16 protein-coding genes are annotated in these 21252 nt (G+C 63.5%); 13 read left to right on the forward strand and 3 right to left on the reverse strand.

What is annotated here, in order from left to right:
• Positions 1–2: 2 nt before the first annotated feature.
• The 5 genes from ABQM86_RS07725 (at position 3) to ABQM86_RS07745 (ending at position 6057) form a co-directional block, all read left to right on the forward strand.
• Positions 3–1037 (forward strand): sugar ABC transporter permease, encoded by a 1035-nt coding sequence (locus ABQM86_RS07725; protein WP_207596921.1) that lies wholly within the window; start codon positions 3–5, stop codon positions 1035–1037.
• A 42-nt stretch (positions 1038–1079) separates the two neighbouring features.
• On the forward strand, positions 1080–2003 hold the full coding sequence (locus tag ABQM86_RS07730) for a carbohydrate ABC transporter permease (protein WP_369746329.1): 924 nt from the start codon (positions 1080–1082) through the stop codon (positions 2001–2003).
• A gap of 75 nt (positions 2004–2078) precedes the next feature.
• Complete coding sequence (locus tag ABQM86_RS07735) at positions 2079–3737, forward strand: sugar ABC transporter substrate-binding protein (protein WP_280627597.1); 1659 nt, start codon at positions 2079–2081, stop codon at positions 3735–3737.
• Between the two features lie 56 nt (positions 3738–3793).
• Positions 3794–4846 carry a LacI family DNA-binding transcriptional regulator gene (locus tag ABQM86_RS07740; RefSeq protein ID WP_207596924.1) on the forward strand — a complete coding sequence of 351 codons (1053 nt, stop codon included), beginning with the start codon at positions 3794–3796 and terminating at the stop codon, positions 4844–4846.
• 17 nt (positions 4847–4863) lie between these two features.
• Positions 4864–6057: a Gfo/Idh/MocA family protein gene (locus tag ABQM86_RS07745; RefSeq protein WP_369746330.1), complete on the forward strand. Its 1194-nt coding sequence runs from the start codon at positions 4864–4866 to the stop codon at positions 6055–6057.
• Between the two features lie 38 nt (positions 6058–6095).
• Here the strand turns inward: ABQM86_RS07745 and ABQM86_RS07750 are convergent, their stop codons facing one another.
• Positions 6096–7034, reverse strand: a complete 939-nt coding sequence (locus tag ABQM86_RS07750) for a LysR family transcriptional regulator (RefSeq protein ID WP_369746331.1) — start codon at positions 7032–7034, stop codon at positions 6096–6098.
• A gap of 107 nt (positions 7035–7141) precedes the next feature.
• Here ABQM86_RS07750 and tdh point away from each other — a divergent pair, with 107 nt between their 5' ends.
• Positions 7142–8188, forward strand: a complete 1047-nt coding sequence (tdh, locus tag ABQM86_RS07755; RefSeq protein ID WP_207596927.1) for an L-threonine 3-dehydrogenase — start codon at positions 7142–7144, stop codon at positions 8186–8188.
• A 47-nt stretch (positions 8189–8235) separates the two neighbouring features.
• A complete protein-coding gene (locus tag ABQM86_RS07760; RefSeq protein WP_337339614.1) occupies positions 8236–9429 on the forward strand; it encodes a glycine C-acetyltransferase in 1194 nt (397 codons plus the stop codon).
• A gap of 174 nt (positions 9430–9603) precedes the next feature.
• Here the strand turns inward: ABQM86_RS07760 and ABQM86_RS07765 are convergent, their stop codons facing one another.
• Positions 9604–10320: an AAA family ATPase gene (locus tag ABQM86_RS07765; RefSeq protein ID WP_369746332.1), complete on the reverse strand. Its 717-nt coding sequence runs from the start codon at positions 10318–10320 to the stop codon at positions 9604–9606.
• Between the two features lie 165 nt (positions 10321–10485).
• Here ABQM86_RS07765 and ABQM86_RS07770 point away from each other — a divergent pair, with 165 nt between their 5' ends.
• Both ABQM86_RS07770 and hutI read left to right on the forward strand, forming a co-directional pair.
• The gene (locus ABQM86_RS07770; protein ID WP_369746333.1) at positions 10486–11583 is read left to right on the forward strand and encodes an NAD(P)/FAD-dependent oxidoreductase; all 1098 of its coding nucleotides are present in this window, start codon (positions 10486–10488) and stop codon (positions 11581–11583) included.
• An 11-nt stretch (positions 11584–11594) separates the two neighbouring features.
• Positions 11595–12833 (forward strand): imidazolonepropionase, encoded by a 1239-nt coding sequence (hutI, locus tag ABQM86_RS07775; RefSeq protein WP_369746334.1) that lies wholly within the window; start codon positions 11595–11597, stop codon positions 12831–12833.
• 62 nt (positions 12834–12895) lie between these two features.
• Here the strand turns inward: hutI and ABQM86_RS07780 are convergent, their stop codons facing one another.
• Complete coding sequence (locus ABQM86_RS07780; RefSeq protein WP_369746335.1) at positions 12896–17302, reverse strand: endo-alpha-N-acetylgalactosaminidase family protein; 4407 nt, start codon at positions 17300–17302, stop codon at positions 12896–12898.
• Positions 17303–17576: 274 nt separating this feature from the next.
• Here ABQM86_RS07780 and ABQM86_RS07785 point away from each other — a divergent pair, with 274 nt between their 5' ends.
• From ABQM86_RS07785 to ABQM86_RS07800, 4 genes are read left to right on the forward strand one after another with little or no spacing between them, the layout of a single operon-like run.
• Positions 17577–18494, forward strand: coding sequence for an SIS domain-containing protein (locus ABQM86_RS07785; protein WP_280627602.1), 918 nt, complete (start codon positions 17577–17579; stop codon positions 18492–18494).
• 9 nt (positions 18495–18503) lie between these two features.
• On the forward strand, positions 18504–19439 hold the full coding sequence (locus ABQM86_RS07790) for an ROK family protein (RefSeq protein WP_369746336.1): 936 nt from the start codon (positions 18504–18506) through the stop codon (positions 19437–19439).
• Positions 19436–20404, forward strand: coding sequence for a hexose kinase (locus ABQM86_RS07795; protein ID WP_280627604.1), 969 nt, complete (start codon positions 19436–19438; stop codon positions 20402–20404). Before ABQM86_RS07790 ends, ABQM86_RS07795 begins: the two co-directional genes overlap by 4 nt.
• Complete coding sequence (locus ABQM86_RS07800; protein ID WP_280627605.1) at positions 20386–21240, forward strand: class II fructose-bisphosphate aldolase; 855 nt, start codon at positions 20386–20388, stop codon at positions 21238–21240. The genes ABQM86_RS07795 and ABQM86_RS07800 overlap by 19 nt, the downstream gene beginning before the upstream one ends.
• The last annotated feature ends 12 nt before the right edge of the window (positions 21241–21252 follow it).

Consider the following 21252-nt stretch of genomic DNA (forward strand, 5'->3'; position numbering starts at 1 on the left):
CCATGAACTCGACGACGGAACAGGCTCCGGCATTGCCCGAAGCCCGCCGGGTCGCGGCGCCGGCACGGGGGAGCGCCCCTGGGGTCGGATCAAAGAAGCGGAAACGGAGCAAGCCTCCGCAGCAGAGCTTCCGGTCCCGCCTGCGACGCGACAAGCAGATGCTGCTCATGATGGTCCCGGGTGTGGCCTTCCTGCTGCTCTTCTTCTACATCCCCATCCTGGGCAACGTCATCGCGTTCCAGGACTACCAGCCGTACTTGGGCATCGGCGACAGCTTGTGGGTTGGCTGGCAGAACTTCGTGGATCTGTTCGGGAATCCGGATTTCATCCATGCGTTCTGGAACACCCTGTATCTGGCCGCCTGGCAGTTGGTCTTTCTTTTCCCGGTGCCGCTGGTGCTGGCGCTGATTGTTGATTCACTCATCAGCACGCGGGTCCGTCGCATCTTCCAGAGCATCGCCTACCTGCCGCACTTCCTTTCCTGGGTGCTTGTCATCGCGTTCTTCCAGCAGATGTTGGGCGGCGCTGGTTTCGTCAACAACCTGCTGAGGGACTGGGGCATGGATCCCATCCCCTTCATGACCAACCCGGAAACCTTCCCCGTCATGGTGGTCGTCCAGATGATCTGGAAAGACGCCGGCTGGGCAATGATCATCTTCCTGGCAGCCCTGGCAAGCATCGACGCTTCGCTCTACGAAGCTGCGGCGGCTGATGGCGCCGGGCGCTGGCGCCGGATGTGGCACATCACCCTTCCCGGGTTGAGGCCCGTGATCGTGCTCCTGTTGATCCTGCGCATCGGCGACATCCTCTCTGTCGGATTTGAACAGTTCATCCTCCAGCGCGACGCTGTGGGCGCCGGGGCGGCAGAAGTGCTGGACACCTTCACCTACTACACCGGCGTAGTAGGAGGCGGCTGGAGCTCAGGTGCTGCAGCCGGCCTCGCCAAGGGCGTGGTCAGCGCGCTGCTGATCTATGGCGCCAACAAACTTGCCCACCGCTTCGGCGAAGACGGAATCTTCGCAAAACAAGTGCGCTGACAGCCACGCTGACCCGCGCGCCTGCCGCACAAGGAGAACCCCATGGCAACAACACTTTTCACCAGGAAACCCCGGGAGCTTAGCTACAACCCCAAGCGCCCGGTGTGGAAGGAGAAGCCTTCCGCCCTATACCAAACGATCAAAGCGATAGTCCTGGTCGTCTTCAGCTTGTCCATCCTCACGCCCATCCTGCTGGTGGTCTCAACGTCCCTGGCTGACACCGAACAACTGGTGAAGGCAGGCGGTTTCGTCCTCTGGCCCGAGCGTCCCACGCTGGAGGCCTACGCCACTATCTTCAAAGGGCCCATGGTGCTGCAATCGCTCGGCGTCAGCATGCTGGTCACCGCGGTGGGCACCATCCTGGCCCTGTTCGTGACCATCACCATGGCCTACGCCACCAGCCGCACCGTGCTCTTTGGCCGTCCCGTGATTCTCGCTGTGCTGTTTACGCTCCTGCTTGCGCCTGGCCTGATCCCGTCGTTCCTGATGATCCGTCAACTCGGGCTGCTCGATTCTTTGTGGTCGCTGATCCTCCCGGGCATCTTTGGAGCCTTCAACTTTGTGGTGATGCGATCGTTCTTCATGAACATCCCGGGCGAACTGATCGAAAGCGCCAGGATCGATGGCGCCAACGACTGGCAAATTCTGTGGCGCATCGTGATGCCACTGTCCAAAGCAGTGATCGCCGTCGTCGGACTGTTCTACGCCGTCGGGTTCTGGAACTCCTTCTTCAACGCCCTGCTCTACATCAACGACCACAGCAAGTGGCCCATCCAATTGCTGCTCCGCAACTTCGTGGTCCAGGGCAGTGGCGCGGCGGACCAACTGGGAATCACCACCACTCCGCCGCCGCAGTCCATCCAAATGGCCGTCGTTGTCGTGGCATTGGTCCCAATCCTGATGGTCTACCCGTTCCTCCAGAAGCACTTTGCCAAGGGCGTCATCACCGGCGCAGTCAAGGGCTAGCTCCCTCCCAGGATCCAGAAAAACCCAACGCACTCAAACCTCAGAGAAAAGCAAGTAACCAGAAAGGGTTATGCCATGACAAGCACTACCTCCCAGGCTGGATTCAGCCGCCGCGGTTTCCTTGGCCTCGCTGGCTTGGCCGTGACCGCCGCAGGCTTGTCCGCATGCGGTGGTGGCGGAACCGCGAGCAACGGTGGCGCCGCTGCCTCCGCGTCGGTCAAGTTGCCCACGTACAAGGAATTCACCGGCGTCACCCCGGACATCGCGGGCAACGCCAAAGGCCTCCAAGCCGGCTACTTCAAGCTGCCCACCGCTGTGCAGTCCGTGAAGACGCCGCCGCTCAAGGGCAAGGTGACCGGCCTGACCGAAACCTTCGACACCATGAGCCCCGGCCTGAAGGACAACCCCTTCTGGCAGAGGCTCAATGCCAAGCTCGGCGGGGACCTGGAGCTCCAGATCGCCGAAGACATCGGAGACGGCTACCCGGCCAAATTCGCCACCGTTCTGGCCAGCAACGATCTCCCCGACATGATGTGGGTTCCACCGAACCAGGGCATCCCCAACGTCGGCCCCATGCTGGAGGCCAAGTTCCAGGACCTGACGCCGTACCTCTCCGGTGACGCCGTGCTGGAGTACCCCAACCTGGCTGCACTGAAGCCCGATTCCTGGAAGACCGCCGTCGTGAACGGCAAGATCTGGGGAGCTCCCATCCCCAGTACCCCGTTCGGCCAGGTGTACCTGGGCAACCACGACATGTGGTCCAAGGTTGGTGGGTTTGAAGCTTCCAGCGCTGAGGAATTCCTGGAGAAGGCCAAGGAGCTGACCCGTCCCGGCGACCAGCAATATGCGCTGGAGCCGGCCTACATCAACGCCCTTCATATGGTCACGGAGTGGTTTGGCGCCCCCAACAGCTGGGCCGTCAACAAGGACCGCACCCTGACCCACCTGTATGAAACCGATGAATACCTGGCCGGTGTGGAGTTCACTGCCAAGATGTTCGCAGCGGGCGTCTTCTACCCGGACTCCAAGGCCACGGACATCCGCTCCCGCGTGGCAAACGGCAGTGTGGCCGCGCAGGTTGTGGTGGGCCCGCACGATATCCGCAGCTACCGTGCCCTGAACAAGACTGCCCGGTTTGATGTTCTCATTCCCTTCAGTGCCGACGGCAAGGTCAAGCCGGTGTACGACATGGGCTACGGCACGGTGGGTTTCACGCCGTTCAAGAAGGCCGAAGAGGGCAAGATCCGTGAACTGCTGGCGCTCATCAACTACCTGTCGGCGCCCTTTGGAACGGTGGAGTACCTGCAGAAGAACTTTGGTGAACTCGGCGAGGACTACACCATCGACGCCTCCGGGAACCCGGCGCGCACCGAAACTGGAACCACCAACGCACCAGGCCTGGTTTCGGCGTTGAACATCATGTCCAGTCCGGAGAACGTCATCTTCAACCCGGGATTCGACGACGACACCAGGTACGTCAGCCAGCAGGAGGAGAAGCTCCTTGAATTCGCGTGGCGCAACCCCACCAACGGTTCCTATTCGGACACCAACGCCAAGGTGGGAGCGAAGATCACCAAGCAGCTTCGCGACAAGGTGGTGGACATCATCACCGGCCGCGCCAAAATCGATGAGCTCAAGGATGCCGTCAAGCGCTGGAAGAGCGAAGGCGGCGACAAGATGCGCGATGAGTACCAGGCCGCGTTGGACCCCAACGCTCCGGTGTTCAGAAGCTAGCCTCAAACCAACAACGAACCAACGCGCCAAGACAGAGAAGATCAGCAGGGGGAACCATGGCAAAAGCAAGCACCACCGGAGTCCGGCCCACCATCCGCATGGTGGCCGAGCTGGCGGGAGTGTCCACGGCCACGGTTTCCTACGTGCTGTCCGGCCGCCGCGGTGACGGCGGACCGGGAGTTTCGGATCCGACGGCGGAAAAGGTCAAGGCGGCTGCGGAGCGGTTGGGATACCGCCCCAACCAAGCGGCCCGGGCCATCCGGACGGGTCGCACCAACACCGTGATTCTGTCGCTGACCATGCTGTCCGATCCATGGTCCCTGTCCGTGATCGAGGCCGTGCAAAAGGCGGCCGGTCCTCTGGGAATCACACCGATGATCCTTGGAGACGCCGACTGGGTCAAAGTGCTCGGCACCCACAACGCCGATGCCGTGTTCGTTGACGCCGTCCGTCCTGACCAGCGGGACGCGCTGCGAAAGTTGGCCGAACATGGAACCACGCTGGTGGTCTTTGATGAAGAGGTGGAAGCGGAGGGCTTCGATGTCATCCGCTCCATCGCCGGGCCCGGCTGCCGCATGGCCGTGGAGCACCTGCTCCACGGCCACCGCCAGATCGCGTGCCTGACACCGGCAACCGCCGCAGGCACCTCCGGTGGGACCCGGTACCGGGCGTACTCCGACGCCCTGGCCAACGCCGGCATTCCGGAGCGGGACGATTACGTGGGACTGTTCGATGGCACCAGCGCTGGGGCTTACGCTGCGGCGACCCGGGTGCTCAGCATGGCGGACCGGCCCACGGCCATCTATGCCACCACGGATTACGCAGCCGTCGCCGCTATCAACGCCGCCCAGCGTTTGGGTCTTTCCGTGGGCACCGATGTGGACATCATCGGTGTGGGCAACACCGTGGAGGGTGAACGGATGTCGCCCTCTCTCAGCACCGTAGGTCCCGTGGATTTCTTCGACAAGCTGGCCCGGCTGCTCCTGCGGCGGGCAACTGGCCCTGCTGACACCACCACAGCAGAGGAACCCGACGTCCTGGACTTCCCGTGGCACTTGTTCGTGCGTGAATCGGCGCCGCACCGCAGCGCCGCAACCAGACTTTACTAAGAAACAGAAGAAGGAAATTGCACACCATGGAAAAGGATTTGAAGGTTGGCATCGTAGGTTTCGGCCTGCGTTCAGGGCTATGGAAACACGCCCACAAGCCAGGCCAGGGCTCTGAGGTCACCATTGTCTGCGACCTCAGCGAACGAGGCCGGACAGATGCTGCGGACCGGATCCCGACCGCCCGCGTCACCGGGGATCTGGAAGAACTCCTGAGCAGTGGGATTGACGCTGTCCTGGTCCTGACCCCCGATAACCAGCACGCCGCCGTCGCGGTCCTTACGCTCAAGGCGGGCATCCCCACTTTCTGCGAGAAGCCGCTGGACATCACCATTGACGCTGCGGACCGGATCCTGGCAACGGCCTACGAAACCGGCACGCGCTTGTACGTGGGCCACAACATGCGGCACATGCCCGTTGTAGTACAGATGCGCCAACTCATCGAGGACGGCAGGATCGGCGAGGTCAAGGCGGTCTGGTGCCGCCACTTCGTGGGCCACGGTGGTGACTACTACTTCAAGGATTGGCATGCACAACGGGCCAACGTCACCTCACTGCTGCTCCAAAAAGGTGCCCACGACATCGACGTGATCCACTGGCTTGCCGGGGGCTACACCAAGAGGGTTGCCGCCGTCGGCGACCTCGCGGTCTACGGCGACGTCGCGAACCGCAGCAACAACGCCGGAAAGCGCATGGGTGATTGGTTCTCCATGGACAACTGGCCGCCCACAGAGCAGAAGGACCTGGCTGAAGTGATCGACGTCGAGGACATCTCCATGATGAACATGGTGCTGGACAACGGCGTGCTCGCCTCCTACCAGCAGTGCCACTTCACCCCTGACTACTGGCGCAACTACACCGTCATCGGCACCAAGGGCCGCATCGAAAACCTCGGCGACGGACCCGGCGAGACCATCAACGTGTGGACCAGCCGGTCATCCGGCTACGCGGCACCGGACGAGGTCCTAACCATCCAGGACGGCGAAGGCGGCCACGGTGGCGCGGATCCCCGTTTGATCGAGGAGTTCCTTCGGTTCGCTTCCCAAGGCGGCCAAACACAGACCAGTCCCATTGCGGCCCGGCAGGCGGTCGTGGCCGGCATCCTGGCCGCGGAATCACTCCGCGGTGACGGCTCTGCGCGCGAGGTTCCGGAGCTCCCCGCCGAACTGGTGGAGTACTTCGACGCCGGCCAGCCCGCCCTGGTCCGCGACTGACCGACCGCGGTCAGCCCGCTTGGGTCAGCCCGCTTGGGTCAGCCCGGGCCGGAGAGCTCCACAAGCTCGGTCATGACGGTTTGAAGCGACTCGCAAACCGTCATGACCGATTTCCGTTTGAGTGTCTCCGGCCTGGCCAGGATGTCGATCTTGCGCACCGAATTCACGCCGGACAGCGGACGCAGCACCACTCCGGCATCCAACACGCGGCGTGCAGTGAACCTCGGCAACAGCCCGATCGCCCCGCCCGCGGAAACCAACGCCGCGACGGTCGAATAATCGTTGATCCGGTGCAGCACCTCGGCAGGTCTGCCGCTCACGGCAACGACGGCGGCCAACACGTCCGCGGGGGAGTAGCCGTCGCGGCTGGTCACCCAGGATTCACCCACGACGTCGGATGGCTCCAGTTCCGGCCGGACCGCCAGGGGATGGTCCGCCGGGAGAGCGATGTCCAAGGGCTCGTCTGCGAGTGGAATCACCGCTACCTTGTCCTCCGGCCACTGCGGGCTGTTGTCCATCCGGTGTGCCAACACGAGGTCGTACCGCGCGGCCAAGCCCGGGAAATCCTCCTGTGCCACATCCTCATCGGACAGTCGCAGGCGCGGCGACTTCCCGCCGACGGACGCTGTTCCGGACGCCAGCAGCGCCGCCAACGGCGCGAACAGAGCCTGCCCGGCGCTGTGGAACGCACTCACGCTGACCGGCGCGTCCGGAGCATCGTGGTAAGCGCCGATTGCTGCCCGCGCATCTGCCATGGCGTTCACGACGGCGGCACCGGCTTCGGCGAGGACGCGGCCGGCGTCCGTCAGCACCAAGGCCCTGCCTTCTTTGCGCGTCAACGGCACGTCCACCGATTTCTGCAGCAGGGCGAGTTGCTGGGAAACAGCCGATGGAGTGACCATGAGCGTCTCGGCCACCGCCTTGACACTGCCGAGGTCGCCGAGCTCACGAAGCATCTGCAACTGGTGTATTTCCATTAGCAAAGTCTAAATCGTTGATTGAGAAGAACCTAGTTGTGCTAAATCGTTGACGGGGCTCTAATGGACTCAGCAGCAGCGAAGCAGCCCCGGCAGTGAGGAATCCCATGAAGGCTCTCTACAAATCCGGACCCCACGCAGGGTTCGAACTCGTCGAACGTCCTGAGCCCGAAGCGGGCCCCAGCGACGTCAAGATCCGTGTGATGACCACCGGTATCTGCGGCACCGACCTGCACATCCAGAGCTGGGACGCCTGGGCCCAGAGCATCATCGAAGCGCCGCTGATCGCCGGCCACGAGTTCTATGGCGAAGTAGTGGAAATCGGCGAAGACGTCCGCGACGTCAAAGTAGGGGACCGGGTCTCCGGCGAAGGCCATGTGGTCTGCGGAATCTGCCGCAACTGCCGCGCCGGCCGCCGCCAGATGTGCATCCATACCGTCTCCGTCGGCGTGCAGCGCGATGGTGCCTTTGCTGAATACGTCGTCATTCCGGAAACCAACGTCTGGGTTCACCATGATGAATCCGTCACCCCGGAACTCGGTGCCATCTTCGATCCCTTCGGCAACGCCGTCCACACTGCGCTGAGCTTCCCGCTGGTCGGCGAAGATGTGCTGATTACCGGTGCCGGTCCCATTGGGCTCATGGCCATCGCCGTCGCCCGCCATGCCGGCGCCCGCAAGATCGCCATCACGGACGTCTCTGCTCCGCGACTGGAACTGGCCCGCCGGATGGGCGTTGACCTGGCCGTCGACGTCTCCAAGATGCGCGTCCGCGATGCCCAGCAGGAACTGGGGATGCGCGAAGGGTTTGATATCGGCCTGGAAATGTCGGGACACCCCACCGCGCTGCCTGAGATGATCGACAACATGAACCACGGCGGCCGCATCGCCATGCTCGGTCTCCCCAGCCAATCCATCGACATCGACTGGGGCAAGGTCGTCACGCACATGCTTACGCTCAAGGGCATTTACGGCCGCGAGATGTTTGAGACCTGGTACGCCATGAGCGCCATGCTGTCCTCCAACCCCGTGCTGCACCGCAACATCTCCGCGGTAGTCACCGACAAGCTCTCTGCCAAGGACTGGGAGAAGGGCTTCGAAATCGCCCGCAACGGCACCGGCGGCAAAGTGGTCCTCGACTGGACTGAACTGTAGCTGGACCTGAACTGCACCCGGCCCCCTCACCTTTAGGAGCACCCCTTATGTACTCAGCCATCAAAGACCAGCTGCAAGGCGAATTGGACGAGATCCGCAACGCTGGCCTCTTCAAGACCGAACGCCACATCGACTCCCCGCAGGCCAGCCACATCGCCGCAGGCCAGCTCGGCGAGCCCGCCAACAAAGTCCTGAACTTCTGCGCCAACAACTACCTGGGCCTGGCTGACCACCCGGACATCATCGCTGCAGCAAAGACCGCCATGGACGAGCGCGGCTTCGGCATGGCGTCTGTGCGGTTCATCTGCGGAACCCAGGACCTGCACCTGGAACTGGAGACCCGTGTCTCGAAGTTCCTGGGGACCGAAGACACTATCCTGTTCTCCAGCTGCTTCGATGCCAACGGCGGCGTCTTCGAGTCGCTCTTTGGCCCCGAAGACGCCATCATCTCGGACTCCCTGAACCACGCCTCCATCATTGACGGCATCCGCCTGAGCAAGGCCAAGCGCTTCCGCTACGCCAACCAGGACATGGCGGACCTCGAGGCAAAGCTGGTCGAAGCCGAAGGGTCCCGCCGGAAGATCATTGTTACCGACGGTGTGTTCTCCATGGACGGGTACCTCGCGCCGCTCGAGGCCATTTGCGACCTCGCCGACAAGCACGACGCCTTGGTCATGGTGGACGACTCCCACGCCGTCGGCTTCATGGGACCCACCGGTGCGGGCACCCCCGAGCACGCCGGCGTCTCCGAGCGTGTGGACATCTACACCGGCACCTTCGGTAAGGCCCTCGGCGGTGCTTCGGGCGGTTACGTTTCCGGCCGCGGCGAGATTGTGGCCATGCTCCGCCAGAAGGCGCGCCCGTACCTGTTCTCCAATTCGCTTGCCCCGGCCATCGTTGCGGCCACCATCAAGGCGATCGAACTGGTCCAGGAATCCGGCGAACTCCGTACCCGACTGTTCCAGAACGCTGCACTGTTCCGCCGCCGCATGAGCGAGGAAGGCTTCGATCTCCTGGACGGCGAGCACGCCATCATCCCCGTCATGTTCGGTGACGCCGTGGTTGCTGCCAAGGTAGCCGACGAAATGCTCAACAACGGCGTCTTCGTCACGGCCTTCAGTTTCCCCGTAGTGCCGAAGGGCGTGGCCCGGATCCGCGTGCAGCTGTCCGCTGCGCACAGCGCGGACGACGTCGAAGCCTGCGTTCAGGCGTTCGTCAAGAGTCGCGCCGCGGTCGCCTAAGGCGGATGCTCTCTCACGTCCCGCGGGTTTCGGGCCGACGCTCTCTCATGTCCCGCGGGTTTAAGACCGACGCTCTCTCACGTCCCTCGGGTTTAAGACCGACGCTCTCTCACGTCCCTCGGGTTTAAGACCGACGCTCTCTCACTTTCTTCACGAAAGTGCGAGAGCGTCGGCCTATAGGTGCCGAAGGTATCGTTCCGGGGCGTCCAAGAATGATCGCCAGTTGGTGACCAGGTCCAAGTCGGCCCATTGCCTGGGACGTAAGCCCCACTGCCCGACTTCAAGTATTTGGGCGCCCGGAAGGGCGGCAAGCAGGGGCGAGTGCGTAGACATAATGACTTGGGACTTGCCCCCAACCAACAACTCCTTGAGAACTGACAGCAGGCTTAGGCAACCATTGAAGGACAAAGCTGACTCCGGCTCATCCAGTACCCATAGTCCGGGCCCGCGGAACCGGTCAACAGCGAGCTCAAGGAACGATTCGCCATGTGACATGTCGTGGAAGGGCAAGTCGCCGAACGTGCTGGGGTTCTTCTCCAGATAGGTGAAAAAACCATGCATGGTCTCAGCACGGAGGAAGTAACCACGCCTGCTGCTGCCGGCGTTGCGGATGAGTTGCAGGTGGTTGCCCAGCTCGGATTCCGTAGACCTTGTGGTGTGACGGGCCCCCGTTGATCCGCCCTCCGGGGACAAACCGTAGGCCAAGGCGATGGCCTCCACAACTGTTGACTTACCAGAACCGTTTTCGCCCACGAGGATGGTTGCAGGAGGCAGATCCAGACCTTGTTCCAGAAGCTGGGTTACCGGAGGCAGGCTGGCTGGCCACTTGTGGCGGTCCAGTGCATTGGCGGGATCTTCCATCACCCGCCGAATGGGATGGTTGCGGTGCATGCCGTCATTGTTGCAGTCCTGGCAGACGTTAAGGCCACAACTACCGGCGCGCATCACAAACGCGGGATGTGAGAGAGGGTTGCGTTGAAGGGTGCGGGATGTGAGAGAGGGTTGCGTTGAAGGGCGCGGGATGTGAGAGAGCATCGGTTCTGACAGGATGGAGCCATGGCTTCGAATTATGACGTGGTAATCGTAGGCGGCGGCATCGGGGGACTGTCCTTGGCTGCGGCCCTCGCGGGCAAGTGCACGGTTGCACTTGTTGAGGCCGAGCAGTCCTTGGCCTTCCACACGTCGTCACGTTCAGCCCGGCAACTTATCCCCAGTTACGGTCCGGCAGTCGTGCAGGAGCTGACCATTCGAACCCTGGAAATGTTGGCAGCGCGCGATGCCCAGGCTGACGAACCCATCCTCACGCCACGCGGTTTCATGCTGGTAGGCGACGAAGAAACAGTTCACGCCGAGGCCAGCGGCAACATGCATGCCATCACCCACGACGAAGCGATGCGACTTTGCCCGGTGCTCGACCCCGACTCATTTACAGCCGCAGGACTGGATAACGGCTCCTTCGGCTGCAACGCTCCGCTCCTGCTTGAGGAACACCGCCGCACAGCGGAAGCTGCGGGAGTGGACATCATCACTGGGGCCAAGGTCCATTCCGCCCAACGATTGGGGAGCGGCTGGCAGGTGGGCGCGGGAACCGAAGGGTTCCAGTCCGGCGTCGTGGTTAACGCCGCTGGTGCTTGGGCAGATGAGCTGGCCGTCATTAGTGGGGTGGAGAAGCTGGGACTGCAGCCGTATCGACGGACGGCTGCCATCGTGAATGTTGACAGTCCCCTGACGCCGGAAACACCCATGGTTTGTGCGGCAGATGACTCGTTCTATTTCCGCGCCGAGGGCAACCAGGTGCTGATTTCGCCGTCTGAATCTGTGCCGAGCGGAGCCGAGGACGCCAAGCCCTACGCAGGTGATGTGGAGGCCTTGATCAGCAAACTCAACACCGTGACCTCCTTGGGAATCCATTCAGTGGACCGGGCATGGACTGGCCTCCGGACAGAAGCTGCAGACGGGATACCAGTGGTGGGCTTCGACGCCGAAGCGCCGGGCTTCTTCTGGCTCGCAGGGCAAGGCGGCTACGGCTTCCAGACTTCGTCCGCCATCGCGGAGCTGGCAGCCGCGCTGATCCTGGGCGACGTGCAAGACGACAGTCCGGAATCCCGGACAGCGGAGCAGCTGGCGGCCGTGCGCTGGTCCATCCGGCGCTGAACAATAGGGACATGAGCGGAATCAGGAACGGGAACAGCGGCAGCACTGTCATCACCAACATCGGCGAACTGATGACCCAGGACCTTGAACACAGGGTCCTGAAGGACGCCGCGTTGGTCATTGAAGGAGAGCGGATTTCCTGGATCGGCGCTGCCAAAGACGCTCCCGCTGCTGACGAAATGATCGACGTCGAAGGCCGCGCCGTCCTGCCGGGCTGGGTGGATTCTCATTCCCATCTTGTTTTCGCAGGGGACCGCACTGCCGAGTTCGAAGCCCGCATGGCCGGGGAAAGCTACAGCGCAGGCGGGATCGCGGTCACCACGGGTGCTACGCGCAGCGTCAGCGATGACGAACTCACCCGGCTCGTCCGGGATCGCGTGGCCGAGGCAGTCTCACAAGGGACCACGTACCTGGAGAGCAAAACCGGCTACGGGTTGGACGTCGAGAACGAGGCCCGCAGTGCCCGCATCGCCGCAGCCGAAGTGGACGAGGTCACCTTCCTGGGCGCGCACTTGGTCCCGAAGGGCGCCGATCCCGAGGAGTACACGGACCTGGTGTGTGGGCCCATGCTCGACGCCGTCCTCCCGCACGTTCGCTGGGCCGACGTCTTCTGCGAGCGGGGCGCGTTCACGGAGGACCAGTCCCGTCGGGTCCTGACTGCAGCGCGCAAGGCCGGTCTGGGCTTGAGGGTCCACGGGAACCAGTTGGGCGAGGGGCCAGGTGTTGCACTGGCCGTAGAGTTCGCCGCAGCGAGCGTTGACCATGTCAACTACTTGTCGGACAAAGACATCCGGGACCTCGCGGGAACCTGGGCGGGCTGGGACCCGGCAACCGGAACGGGCACCAGGGGCACTGTTGCAACCTGCCTTCCCGCCTGCGACCTCTCCACCCGTCAGCCCCTGGCACCAGGCCGTGAATTGATCGACGCCGGCGTGCAGATCGCGCTGGCTGCCAACTGCAATCCGGGGACCTCATACACCAGCTCCATGGCCTTCTGCGTCACCACTGCTGTGTTGCAGATGCACTTGAGCGTCCACGAAGCGGTCCGGGCTGCGACGTACGGCGGCGCGTTGGCGTTGGGCCGGGAGTCAGGGAACGACGTCGACGGCGAACGGGCGGTGGGTTCGCTCGCCGTCGGACATCGGGCAGACTTGCACCTGCTCAAGGCGCCGTCGGCCACGCACCTGGCTTACCGCCCGGGGATCCCGCTGACTCATTCCGTGTGGCGGGCCGGCGTACGGGCCGTGTAAGCAACGCACAGAGGGGCGGTGTTCCGGTAGGAACACCGCCCCTCTTCGTGGGGATGAAGGGACTACGCGCAGCTGAACTTCGCGTCGGCCCAGTCGCCCCAGTCATCGCCGGCGTCGTCGCTGTTCTTGTCAGCGATCAGCTCGACGTTGCGGACACCGGTGATGTCCACGCTGAGGGGGAGCGCGGCGGAGTCTGCGCTCAGGACAGGGGTCCGCAGCAGTTCGCGCCCATCGCCCTTGACGATAAACACCACGGAACCGTGCAGGCCCTTGTTGAGCTTGGCGTCGTCCACTCCCACCACGGCGGTGAAGGCGTTGCACTTGGCCTCCGTGGCGATGCTGATCTTCGAGTCGGCATGGACGCCGATGCCCTTGGAGTACACGACGCCGTCCAGCCGCAGTGCGGGTCCATCGCCGGCGTTCTGCTCACCGTTGGCCCGATCCCGTTCTGCAGGTCCCCAACCGTTGGTACTGCCGATCCAGGGCAGGTCGGAAGCGAAGACGGTGCCCGACAACACCGGCGCCGGGGGCTCCTGTGAGGTGGAGGAACAGGTGAACCTGGCATCTGCCCAGTCAGCGTGGTCGTTGCCGTTGGAATCGCCGGCGTCGTTGGCCACCAGTTCCACGTACTGGGCGCCGGTGACGTCCACAGTGAGTGGCAGGGGAGCGCTCGCAGCGCCCAGAACCGGTGTGGTCACCTTGGTGGTCCCATCAGCCACCACGGAGAACTTCACGCTTCCCCGCGTCGGTTGGGCGTCGTCGATGCCCACGGTCGCGGTGAAGGCGGTGCAGTAGCCGCCCAGGTAGTAGCGGACGGTACCGTTGGCGTGGGCTCCCAAGCCTTTGGCATAGACCGTCCCGTTCAGGGTCAGCGGAGTGCCGTCACCGGCTCCGGTTCCACCATTGGACTGGTCCTTTTCCACGGGACCCCAGCCATTGGTGGCGCTGACCCACGGGTGGTCGCTGGCGAACACGGTGGCCTGCGGAGGCTTGGGCAGCGTTCGGACGGCCGTGGTGGTGCTGATGGTGCGGCTGCCTGCGGGCTGCGAGGTCGTGCTGTAGTTGGCCGTCGCCGTGATGGGGTAGTCGCCGTCAGCCGAAGCCGGCGCGGTGACCTTCCACGTGGTGGTCAAGGAGCCCCCGGCGGGCAGCGTCGAGGCCGTTGCGGGCGTGGATGGTGTTGCCGTCCACCCCTCGGGCAGTTTCAGCGACACGGTCAGATCATTGATGGCTGCCGGTTCATCGGAAACAAACGTGGTGACGAAGTCCTGGGCCTTGCCCTGCTGGACCACATCGCCCTGGAGCGCCGCCGAGAGCTGCGCGCAGGCCGGGACGGATTCGGACGCGCCGAGATCCTCCACCAGGAAGTTGTCCAGGGTGAAGTCCGAACCATTGGCACTGCCCGTGCGCTGCAGTCCCACAAAGTAGTCTCCGCAGAATCCGGTATCCAGGGTCTGCTCGAACCGTGTGGTGGACGTCGCGGCCTCGATCGCCTGGCTGCCCGTCACTGCGGGTCCGGCTTGGGAGTCGTAGCCGGAAACCCAGGCGTATTGGCCGTCCTTGGAGTTTTGGTAGTCGAAGGAAATCTTGTACTTGTGGCCCGCCTGGAACGGAACTGTTGCCTCCGTGGTCCGGTACACCATGCCCGGTCCGCCGTCGGGTGCGCGGTTTTCGTCGTGCGCGATCAGCGACCAGGTTCCGTCCAGTACTTCGTCGATCACGTTGGTGTGCCAGCCCTTTTGGGTGAAGGGTTCGTTACGTTCGGTGATGTGCGTGCGCGGGTCCGTGGAGCCGCCGGCATCGCCCTTCACGAAGGGTCCCCAGCCTTGGTCCACGTTTTCGAAGTCCTCGCTGAGCACGCCGGTAGTGGCCACCCTGGCGGTTTTCACCGCCCGGAAGTCGTCGACGCGCACTGTTGCGTCGCCGTCGGCCGCTGTGACGATGACCTTGGCCTTGGTGTTCTTGTGGGGAACGTCCACCACAACGCGGATGCGCTGGAAGGCTGTCCCGTGTTTCTCGTCGCCGGCCACAAAATTCTCTGCGTTGGAGGAATCAATGGTGACGCTTTCGGTCTTGCCGCTGATGTCCACGGAGAGTGTGGTGGGACGGGTCTTGCCGGGCTTGATTTCCACCCAGGCGCTCACTGATTGGGTTCCGGCGTCCAGCTTCACTTCCTGGCTGATGGACGACGGCGTTGCCCCCAATTCGGCGAAGCGGCGGCCCTTGTCATCGCGGACCTGCGTGACGGTACCGGCGGGGTTCCATGGGGAGAGGTCTGCGCTGTTGAAGCCGGGATCGTTGAAGGCCGTTCCTTCGCCGAAGTTGGCCTTCTTGGGCAGCTCAGCCTTGTTGTTCTTTGGAGCCAGGACATAGGGCTGTTTGGCGTCGGCTATCAGGGCAACCTGTCCGTTGACCACGGGGACGTCGGCGACCTTCACGCGGCCGTTGTCCGTCAGTTTGAAGAGCTCCAAGGAGCCGGCCTTGGCGAACTCCTGGGTGAGCGTCCACGTGGTGGCGCCACCGGCAGGGTTGTAGTGGTAGAGCTTGTCTGCCGTGCCGTTTTCCTTGGAGGACCACGGGAGCAAGTAGGTTCCACCCTGCAAGACGGAAATGCCGCCTACGGTGATGTTGCGTTCTGCAGCCGTGTTTCCGGTGACGGACACGCCATCGGCGAGGTCGATCCGGTCGGCCGTCCACTTGGTGATCTGGTGGTGCTGCAGGAATTTGGCAGGCACGTTGGCCGTCCACACGTTCTCGTTGAACGCATTGAAGTCGTTCTGCCCGGTCCAGCCTTCGAACTCCACAATATGGCTCACGCCGAGCTTTGGATCGGGGTTCCAGACGTCCGACTGGGTGTTGTTGATGAAACGCAGGATCTGGGAGTTGATGCCCTTGTTGGTGGAACCGCCGTACTTCTCATCGTTGGCCCAATGGGACCAGGTGTTGTTCCGGGAGAGGTGGTCTGCCCATTCGGAGCCCACCCGGAAGCCGTTCTTGACCAGTTCCTGCTGCAGGCGCTCGGCGAGCCAACCGAACTCGTAGTAGACGTCCACGTACACGAAGTCCAGGTTCTTGTCTGTGGCTTCGCGTAGTTCCTTGATGCGCTGGGCGAGCTTGCCGGAATTAATGTCCGCACGCTGGTTCATATAGTAGGACTGGTCCAGCCAGTTCCATCCCAGGCCCTTGTCTGCGCGCAACAGGTCCTCGCTGAAGGACTTGGCTTCCGGGTAGATCTCCGTGGCATTGATGTGGACGCCGAAACTGGCGTTCCAGTCCTTGCCTTCCTTCACCAGCGTGTTGAGGTCCTCCAGTCCGCCAGCACGGGTGTTGAAGTTGTTGCCGTAGTCCGTGTTGGCGGAGTCGTGCCCCTCGCTGGTGTAGCCCTTGAGCATCGCCACCTGCCCCAGTCCGTCGGTGGCCAGGGCGATGCGCTTGACGTCATCCAGGGTCCTCAGGAACGGGTGGGTTGCCTGCGAAGCAAAGTTGAACGGGATGTGCGTGATCACGTTGTCCGGCGTTTGTTCGGCCTTATTGGGGCTGACCTGGATGGACCTCATGGCGATCGCCGCGTCCTGCCAGTCCACGCCGCCGTCGGCATTGGCATCGCTGGTGATGGCCACGCGGGTCCACGGAAGTTCCTCGGTGGTCGCGGAGCCTTCTGCGCGGTACAGCCACTGGCCGCTGGCGATACCCATGGATACGCCGCCGGCTCCGTCGCTGACGGCTTGGCGCCAGAAGCGCCCGCGGTCCTTCGCGCCCGGACCCGACGACGTGTCGTACAGGGCATTGGACTCCACAGCGGCGCCCAAGGTGGCGGTATTTGCCAGTGCGTAGGCGGAGCTCTTGGCGGTGGCGTCGAGGGGAGTCGCCGGGGTGATGGGCGTGAATTCGTCACCGGTGACGCTGCGGTCCACGGACAGGTTCGCAGTGGAGACCTGGGCCCCGGGCTGGGTGGACCCGACGGTCACCAGGTTCAGCCGGGGGAGTTGCAAGGTCTTGACCTGATGATCAGCGGAGTCCCTGATCTCTGTGACATTGAAGGAGACCACGTTCTTCTTGACCGAGAGCCGGGCCTTGATAAGGGTATTGCCGAATTCCGGGACGGTCAGCACGTACTCGCGGGCGTCGTCTCCGGAGCCGGTGGAGGAACCGGTCACCGTGTATTCCACGCCATTGAGCATGATGGTGCTGAGCCGGGTGACGGTGCCGTCCAAGCGCGCCCTGGTGGCGGCATCGACGTAGCCGAGGACCTGCGGGAAGGTGGTGGAGACCTCCACTCCCAGTTGGCCGGAGGTGATGACGGCAGCATCGGTAGCATCGGCGATGTCTGCTTGCGGGACGATTGGGGCGAAAGGGGAGTAAGGGGCTGCGGTGGCAGGCTGAAGTGCCATGAGGCCGAGCGAGGATGAGGCGACGACGCAGGCCAAACTCAGCGATGCGAGGCGTCTGGTGGATGACAAGCGGGGCATTATGCTCCTTCTTGATTTTTCCGTGCGAATAACGATCATGTTCTTGCGGACTGTCTAAGACTGCTCCACGGGACAGAAGTTGACAAGAGTTAACAGCTAGTTAACTTAAAAGCACATCCCGGCACACGCTTTCCGCGGTCCGGCGTACATTCCGGCCGTGCGCACTTGATGAGCGGAGTTCCCCCGCGAATGATCCTTGTGAGATCGAAAATGATCGTTTAGTGTTTCTATAGATCAGAAAACGTCATTAAGCTGAGCGGGAGCGGAACACACGATGAGCGAGAACACACTGGGCGCCTTCATGGAGGAAGAGCTGGTTTCCCAGCCCGACGTATGGCAGCGGGCTGTTGAGCAAGCCCGTGCCGAGGACGTGCTTCCGGCCGACGGAAAGCGCATCGCCGTGATTGGGTGCGGGACCTCCTGGTTCATGGCGCAGAGCTACGCGGCCGCCCGCGAATCCGCCGGGAAGGGCGTCACCGATGCCTTCGCCGCGTCCGAAGCTTTCCTTAACAGCAACAGCGCCGATCGCCAGTACGACGCCGTTGTGGCCATTACGCGGTCAGGCACCACCACTGAGGTACTCGAGATCCTGGCCGAGCTTCAGGGGATCGTCCCCACCGTGGCAATCATCGGTGACACCACCTCCCCGATCATCGAACTGGCAGATGCCGTGATCGGACTGCAGTACGCCGACGAGCGTTCGGTAGTTCAGACCCGTTTTGCCACCACAGCGCTGGTGTACCTGCTGACCAGCCTTGACATCGATGTGCAGCAGGCCATCGATGATGCCCGCGACGCCGTGAGCGCGCCGGTCCCGCAGGAACTCCTGGACGCCGAGCAGTTCACCTTCCTCGGCACTGGATGGACGGTTGGACTGGCCCACGAGGCAGGCCTGAAAATGCGGGAGGCAGTACAGGGCTGGACAGAGTCCTACCCCGCCATGGAGTACCGGCACGGTCCCATCTCCATCGCAGCTCCGGGCCGCGTCACTTGGCTGTTCGGTGCCCAGCCTGAAGGGCTGGACGGCGACATGGCCGTTACCGGCGCCCTCTACATCCACACCGACAAGCACCCGTTGGCTGAGCTGGCCAGGGTTCACAAGGTCACCTTGGAGCGTGCGCGCGTCCGTGGCCTGAATCCGGATCTGCCCCGCAACCTGACGCGCTCCGTCATTCTCGACGCCTCCGCCTAGGCTTCGGTCATGGTTCTCGGAGCCGCAGAATCACCGGTCCTCTCCTTCGATGTTGGCGGGACTGACATCAAGGCCGGCTTGGTGGATGCCCGGGGGACAGTCCTGGGCATGCGCCGGGTTCCTACACCATTGGATCCTGCCCGTCCCGGCGAGGCGGTCCTGGACAGGCTGGCCCAACTCAAAACCGAGTTGGCTGCCGAATTCCCGGACGTCCCCGCCAAAGCGGCCGGCATCATCGTCCCGGGCATCGTGGACTCAGTGGCCGGCATCGGTGTCTACTCTGCCAATCTCGGCTGGCGTAATTTCCCTTTCACGGCCGAAGCCGAAAAGCGCCTGGGGATTCCGGTGGCGTTTGATCATGATGTCCGGTCCGCTGCCGCTGTGGAACACACCTTTGGTGGTTCCAAAGAGTTCAAGGACGTTGTGGTGATGGTGGTGGGGACCGGCATCGCCGCAGCCGTTTTCTCCGGTGGCAAGGCGGTCACCGCTGGCGGCTTCGCCGGTGAGCTTGGCCATGCCCAGGTCCCGGACCCCGACGCCGGACCTGGCTCCCCGGGTTCCACCATCCTGGAAGCAGTCGGTTCGGCCGGTGCCATCGCCAAGCGTTACTACAAGGCGTCCGGGAACAGGGTGAACGGTGCCCGCGGAGTCCTGCTCAGGGCCGGAGATGGCGATGAACTGGCCGCGCGCATCTGGGCCGATGCCGTGGATGCCCTCGCCTTCACCATCTGCCAGTGCGTCAACATCGTGGGAACCGAAGCGGTGGTAATCGGCGGTGGCCTGGCTGAAGCCGGTGACGACCTGCTGGAACCCCTCCGGACCAAGGTGGACGGCATCCTTGACTTCCAACGACGCCCACAGCTGATCCGGGCCGAACTGGGGCAAGACGCCGGCCTGCTGGGTGCAGCCCTGAATGCGCGGGCACTCCTGGGAGCAGCACAATGAAGCGAGCCAACGTGAACCGCATCATCACCGTCACCGCCAATCCGGCCATCGACATGACCTATACCGTGCAGGGAATCACCGAGGGCGCCAGCCACCGTGTGCCCACCCCTCTGAGCCGGGCCGGCGGCAAGGGCATCAACGTTGCCCGTGTGACACACCAGCTGGGCTACCCTGTCCTGGCCATCGCACCCACCGGCGGCGCCGCCGGGCAGACACTTGCAGCTGAGCTCTGGACCAGCGGCGTTCCCCACACCCTGGTAGGAGTCGCTGCCGAGACCCGCCGCAGCATCGCCCTGGTCGACACGGTCGCCGGCGAAACGTCCATCTTCAACGAGGAAGGCCAGGCGCTCCTGCCGGACGACTGGCGCTCACTCAGGATTGCGGTGGTTGAGGCCGTCAGCGGAAACCGAAACCTGCCGGCCTCCGTCCTGGTCGGTTCGGGAAGCCTGCCGCCGGGTGCTCCAGGAGATTTCTACCCGGAACTGGTGCGCCTGGCCCACGATGCCGGCATTCCGGCCATCATCGATACCTCCGGCCCCGGAATCATCGCCGCAGCCAAAGCGGGTGCGGACATCCTCAAACCGAATCACCACGAGTTGGCCGAAGCGACCGGGGAGTCCAGCCTTGAAGCAGCCGCGCTCGCCCTGATCGACATGGGCGCCCGGACGGTACTCGTCAGTGCCGGCGCGGACGGCATGCTCGCCTTTGATCACGCCGCTCCCGGTGGCTACTGGAGCGCGCGCCTGCCTGAAGCGCTGAGCGGCAACCCCACAGGGGCGGGCGACGCCGGTGTGGCGGCTGCCGCCGTCGCACTCGCCGAAGGCATCACGGAACCACGCGAAATACTCCGCCGGGCCACCGCGTGGTCCGCCGCTGCCGTGCTCATGCCGGCCGCCGGCGAAATTTCACCGCGGTACCAGGAACTTCAAGACCAACTGATCGTGACATGGAAGGAGACCCGGTGACCCTGGTCAACACACGGGAACTCATGGACAGGGCCGCGGCTTCCGGCACAGGCCAAGGCGCGTTCAACATCATCCACATCGAAACAGCCGAGGGCCTGGTGGCCGGCGCCGAAGCGGCAGGTGTTCCGTTGATCCTGCAGATCTCCGAAAACTGCGCCAAGTACCACGGCGGGCTCGAACCGATTGCGTCAGCCGCCCTGGCGATCGCCCGCTCCGCCGCCGTCCCGGTGGCCCTGCACCTGGACCATGCGGAGTCCGAGGACCTCGCTCTGGCTGCGGTCGACCTGGGATTCGGCTCCGTCATGTACGACGGCGCGCATTTGCCGTACGAGTGGAACGTCGAAGTCACCCAACGTGTCGCCGCCTACGCCCACCAGCGCGGTGTCTACGTGGAGGCCGAGCTCGGGAAAGTGGGAGGCAAAGACGGTGCCCATGCCCCGGGCGTCCGGACCGACCCCGCCGAGGCCCAGGATTTCGTTGAGGCCACCGGTGTGGACGCGCTCGCCGTGGCCGTTGGTTCCTCCCACGCCATGACCGAACGAAGCGCTTCACTGGACCTCCACCTGATCACCCGCCTGAAGTCCGCGGTCGGAAAACCGTTGGTCCTTCACGGCTCCTCAGGCGTCACAGATGAGATGCTCGTAGCCGCTATCGGCGCGGGTATGACTAAAATCAACGTATCCACACATTTGAACGGGTTCTTTACCCGCGCCGTCCGTGAGTACCTCGATGCCAACCCTGCCGTGGTGGATTCCCGGAAGTACCTCAAGGCCGGCCGGGATGCCCTTGTGCTGGAGTCCGCACGTATGCTGACGCTGTTCGCCAAAGCGAAATAGCTCCGAACCCGC

Source organism: Paenarthrobacter sp. AMU7, assembly GCF_041200195.1.
Classification (GTDB): Bacteria; Actinomycetota; Actinomycetes; order Actinomycetales; family Micrococcaceae; genus Arthrobacter.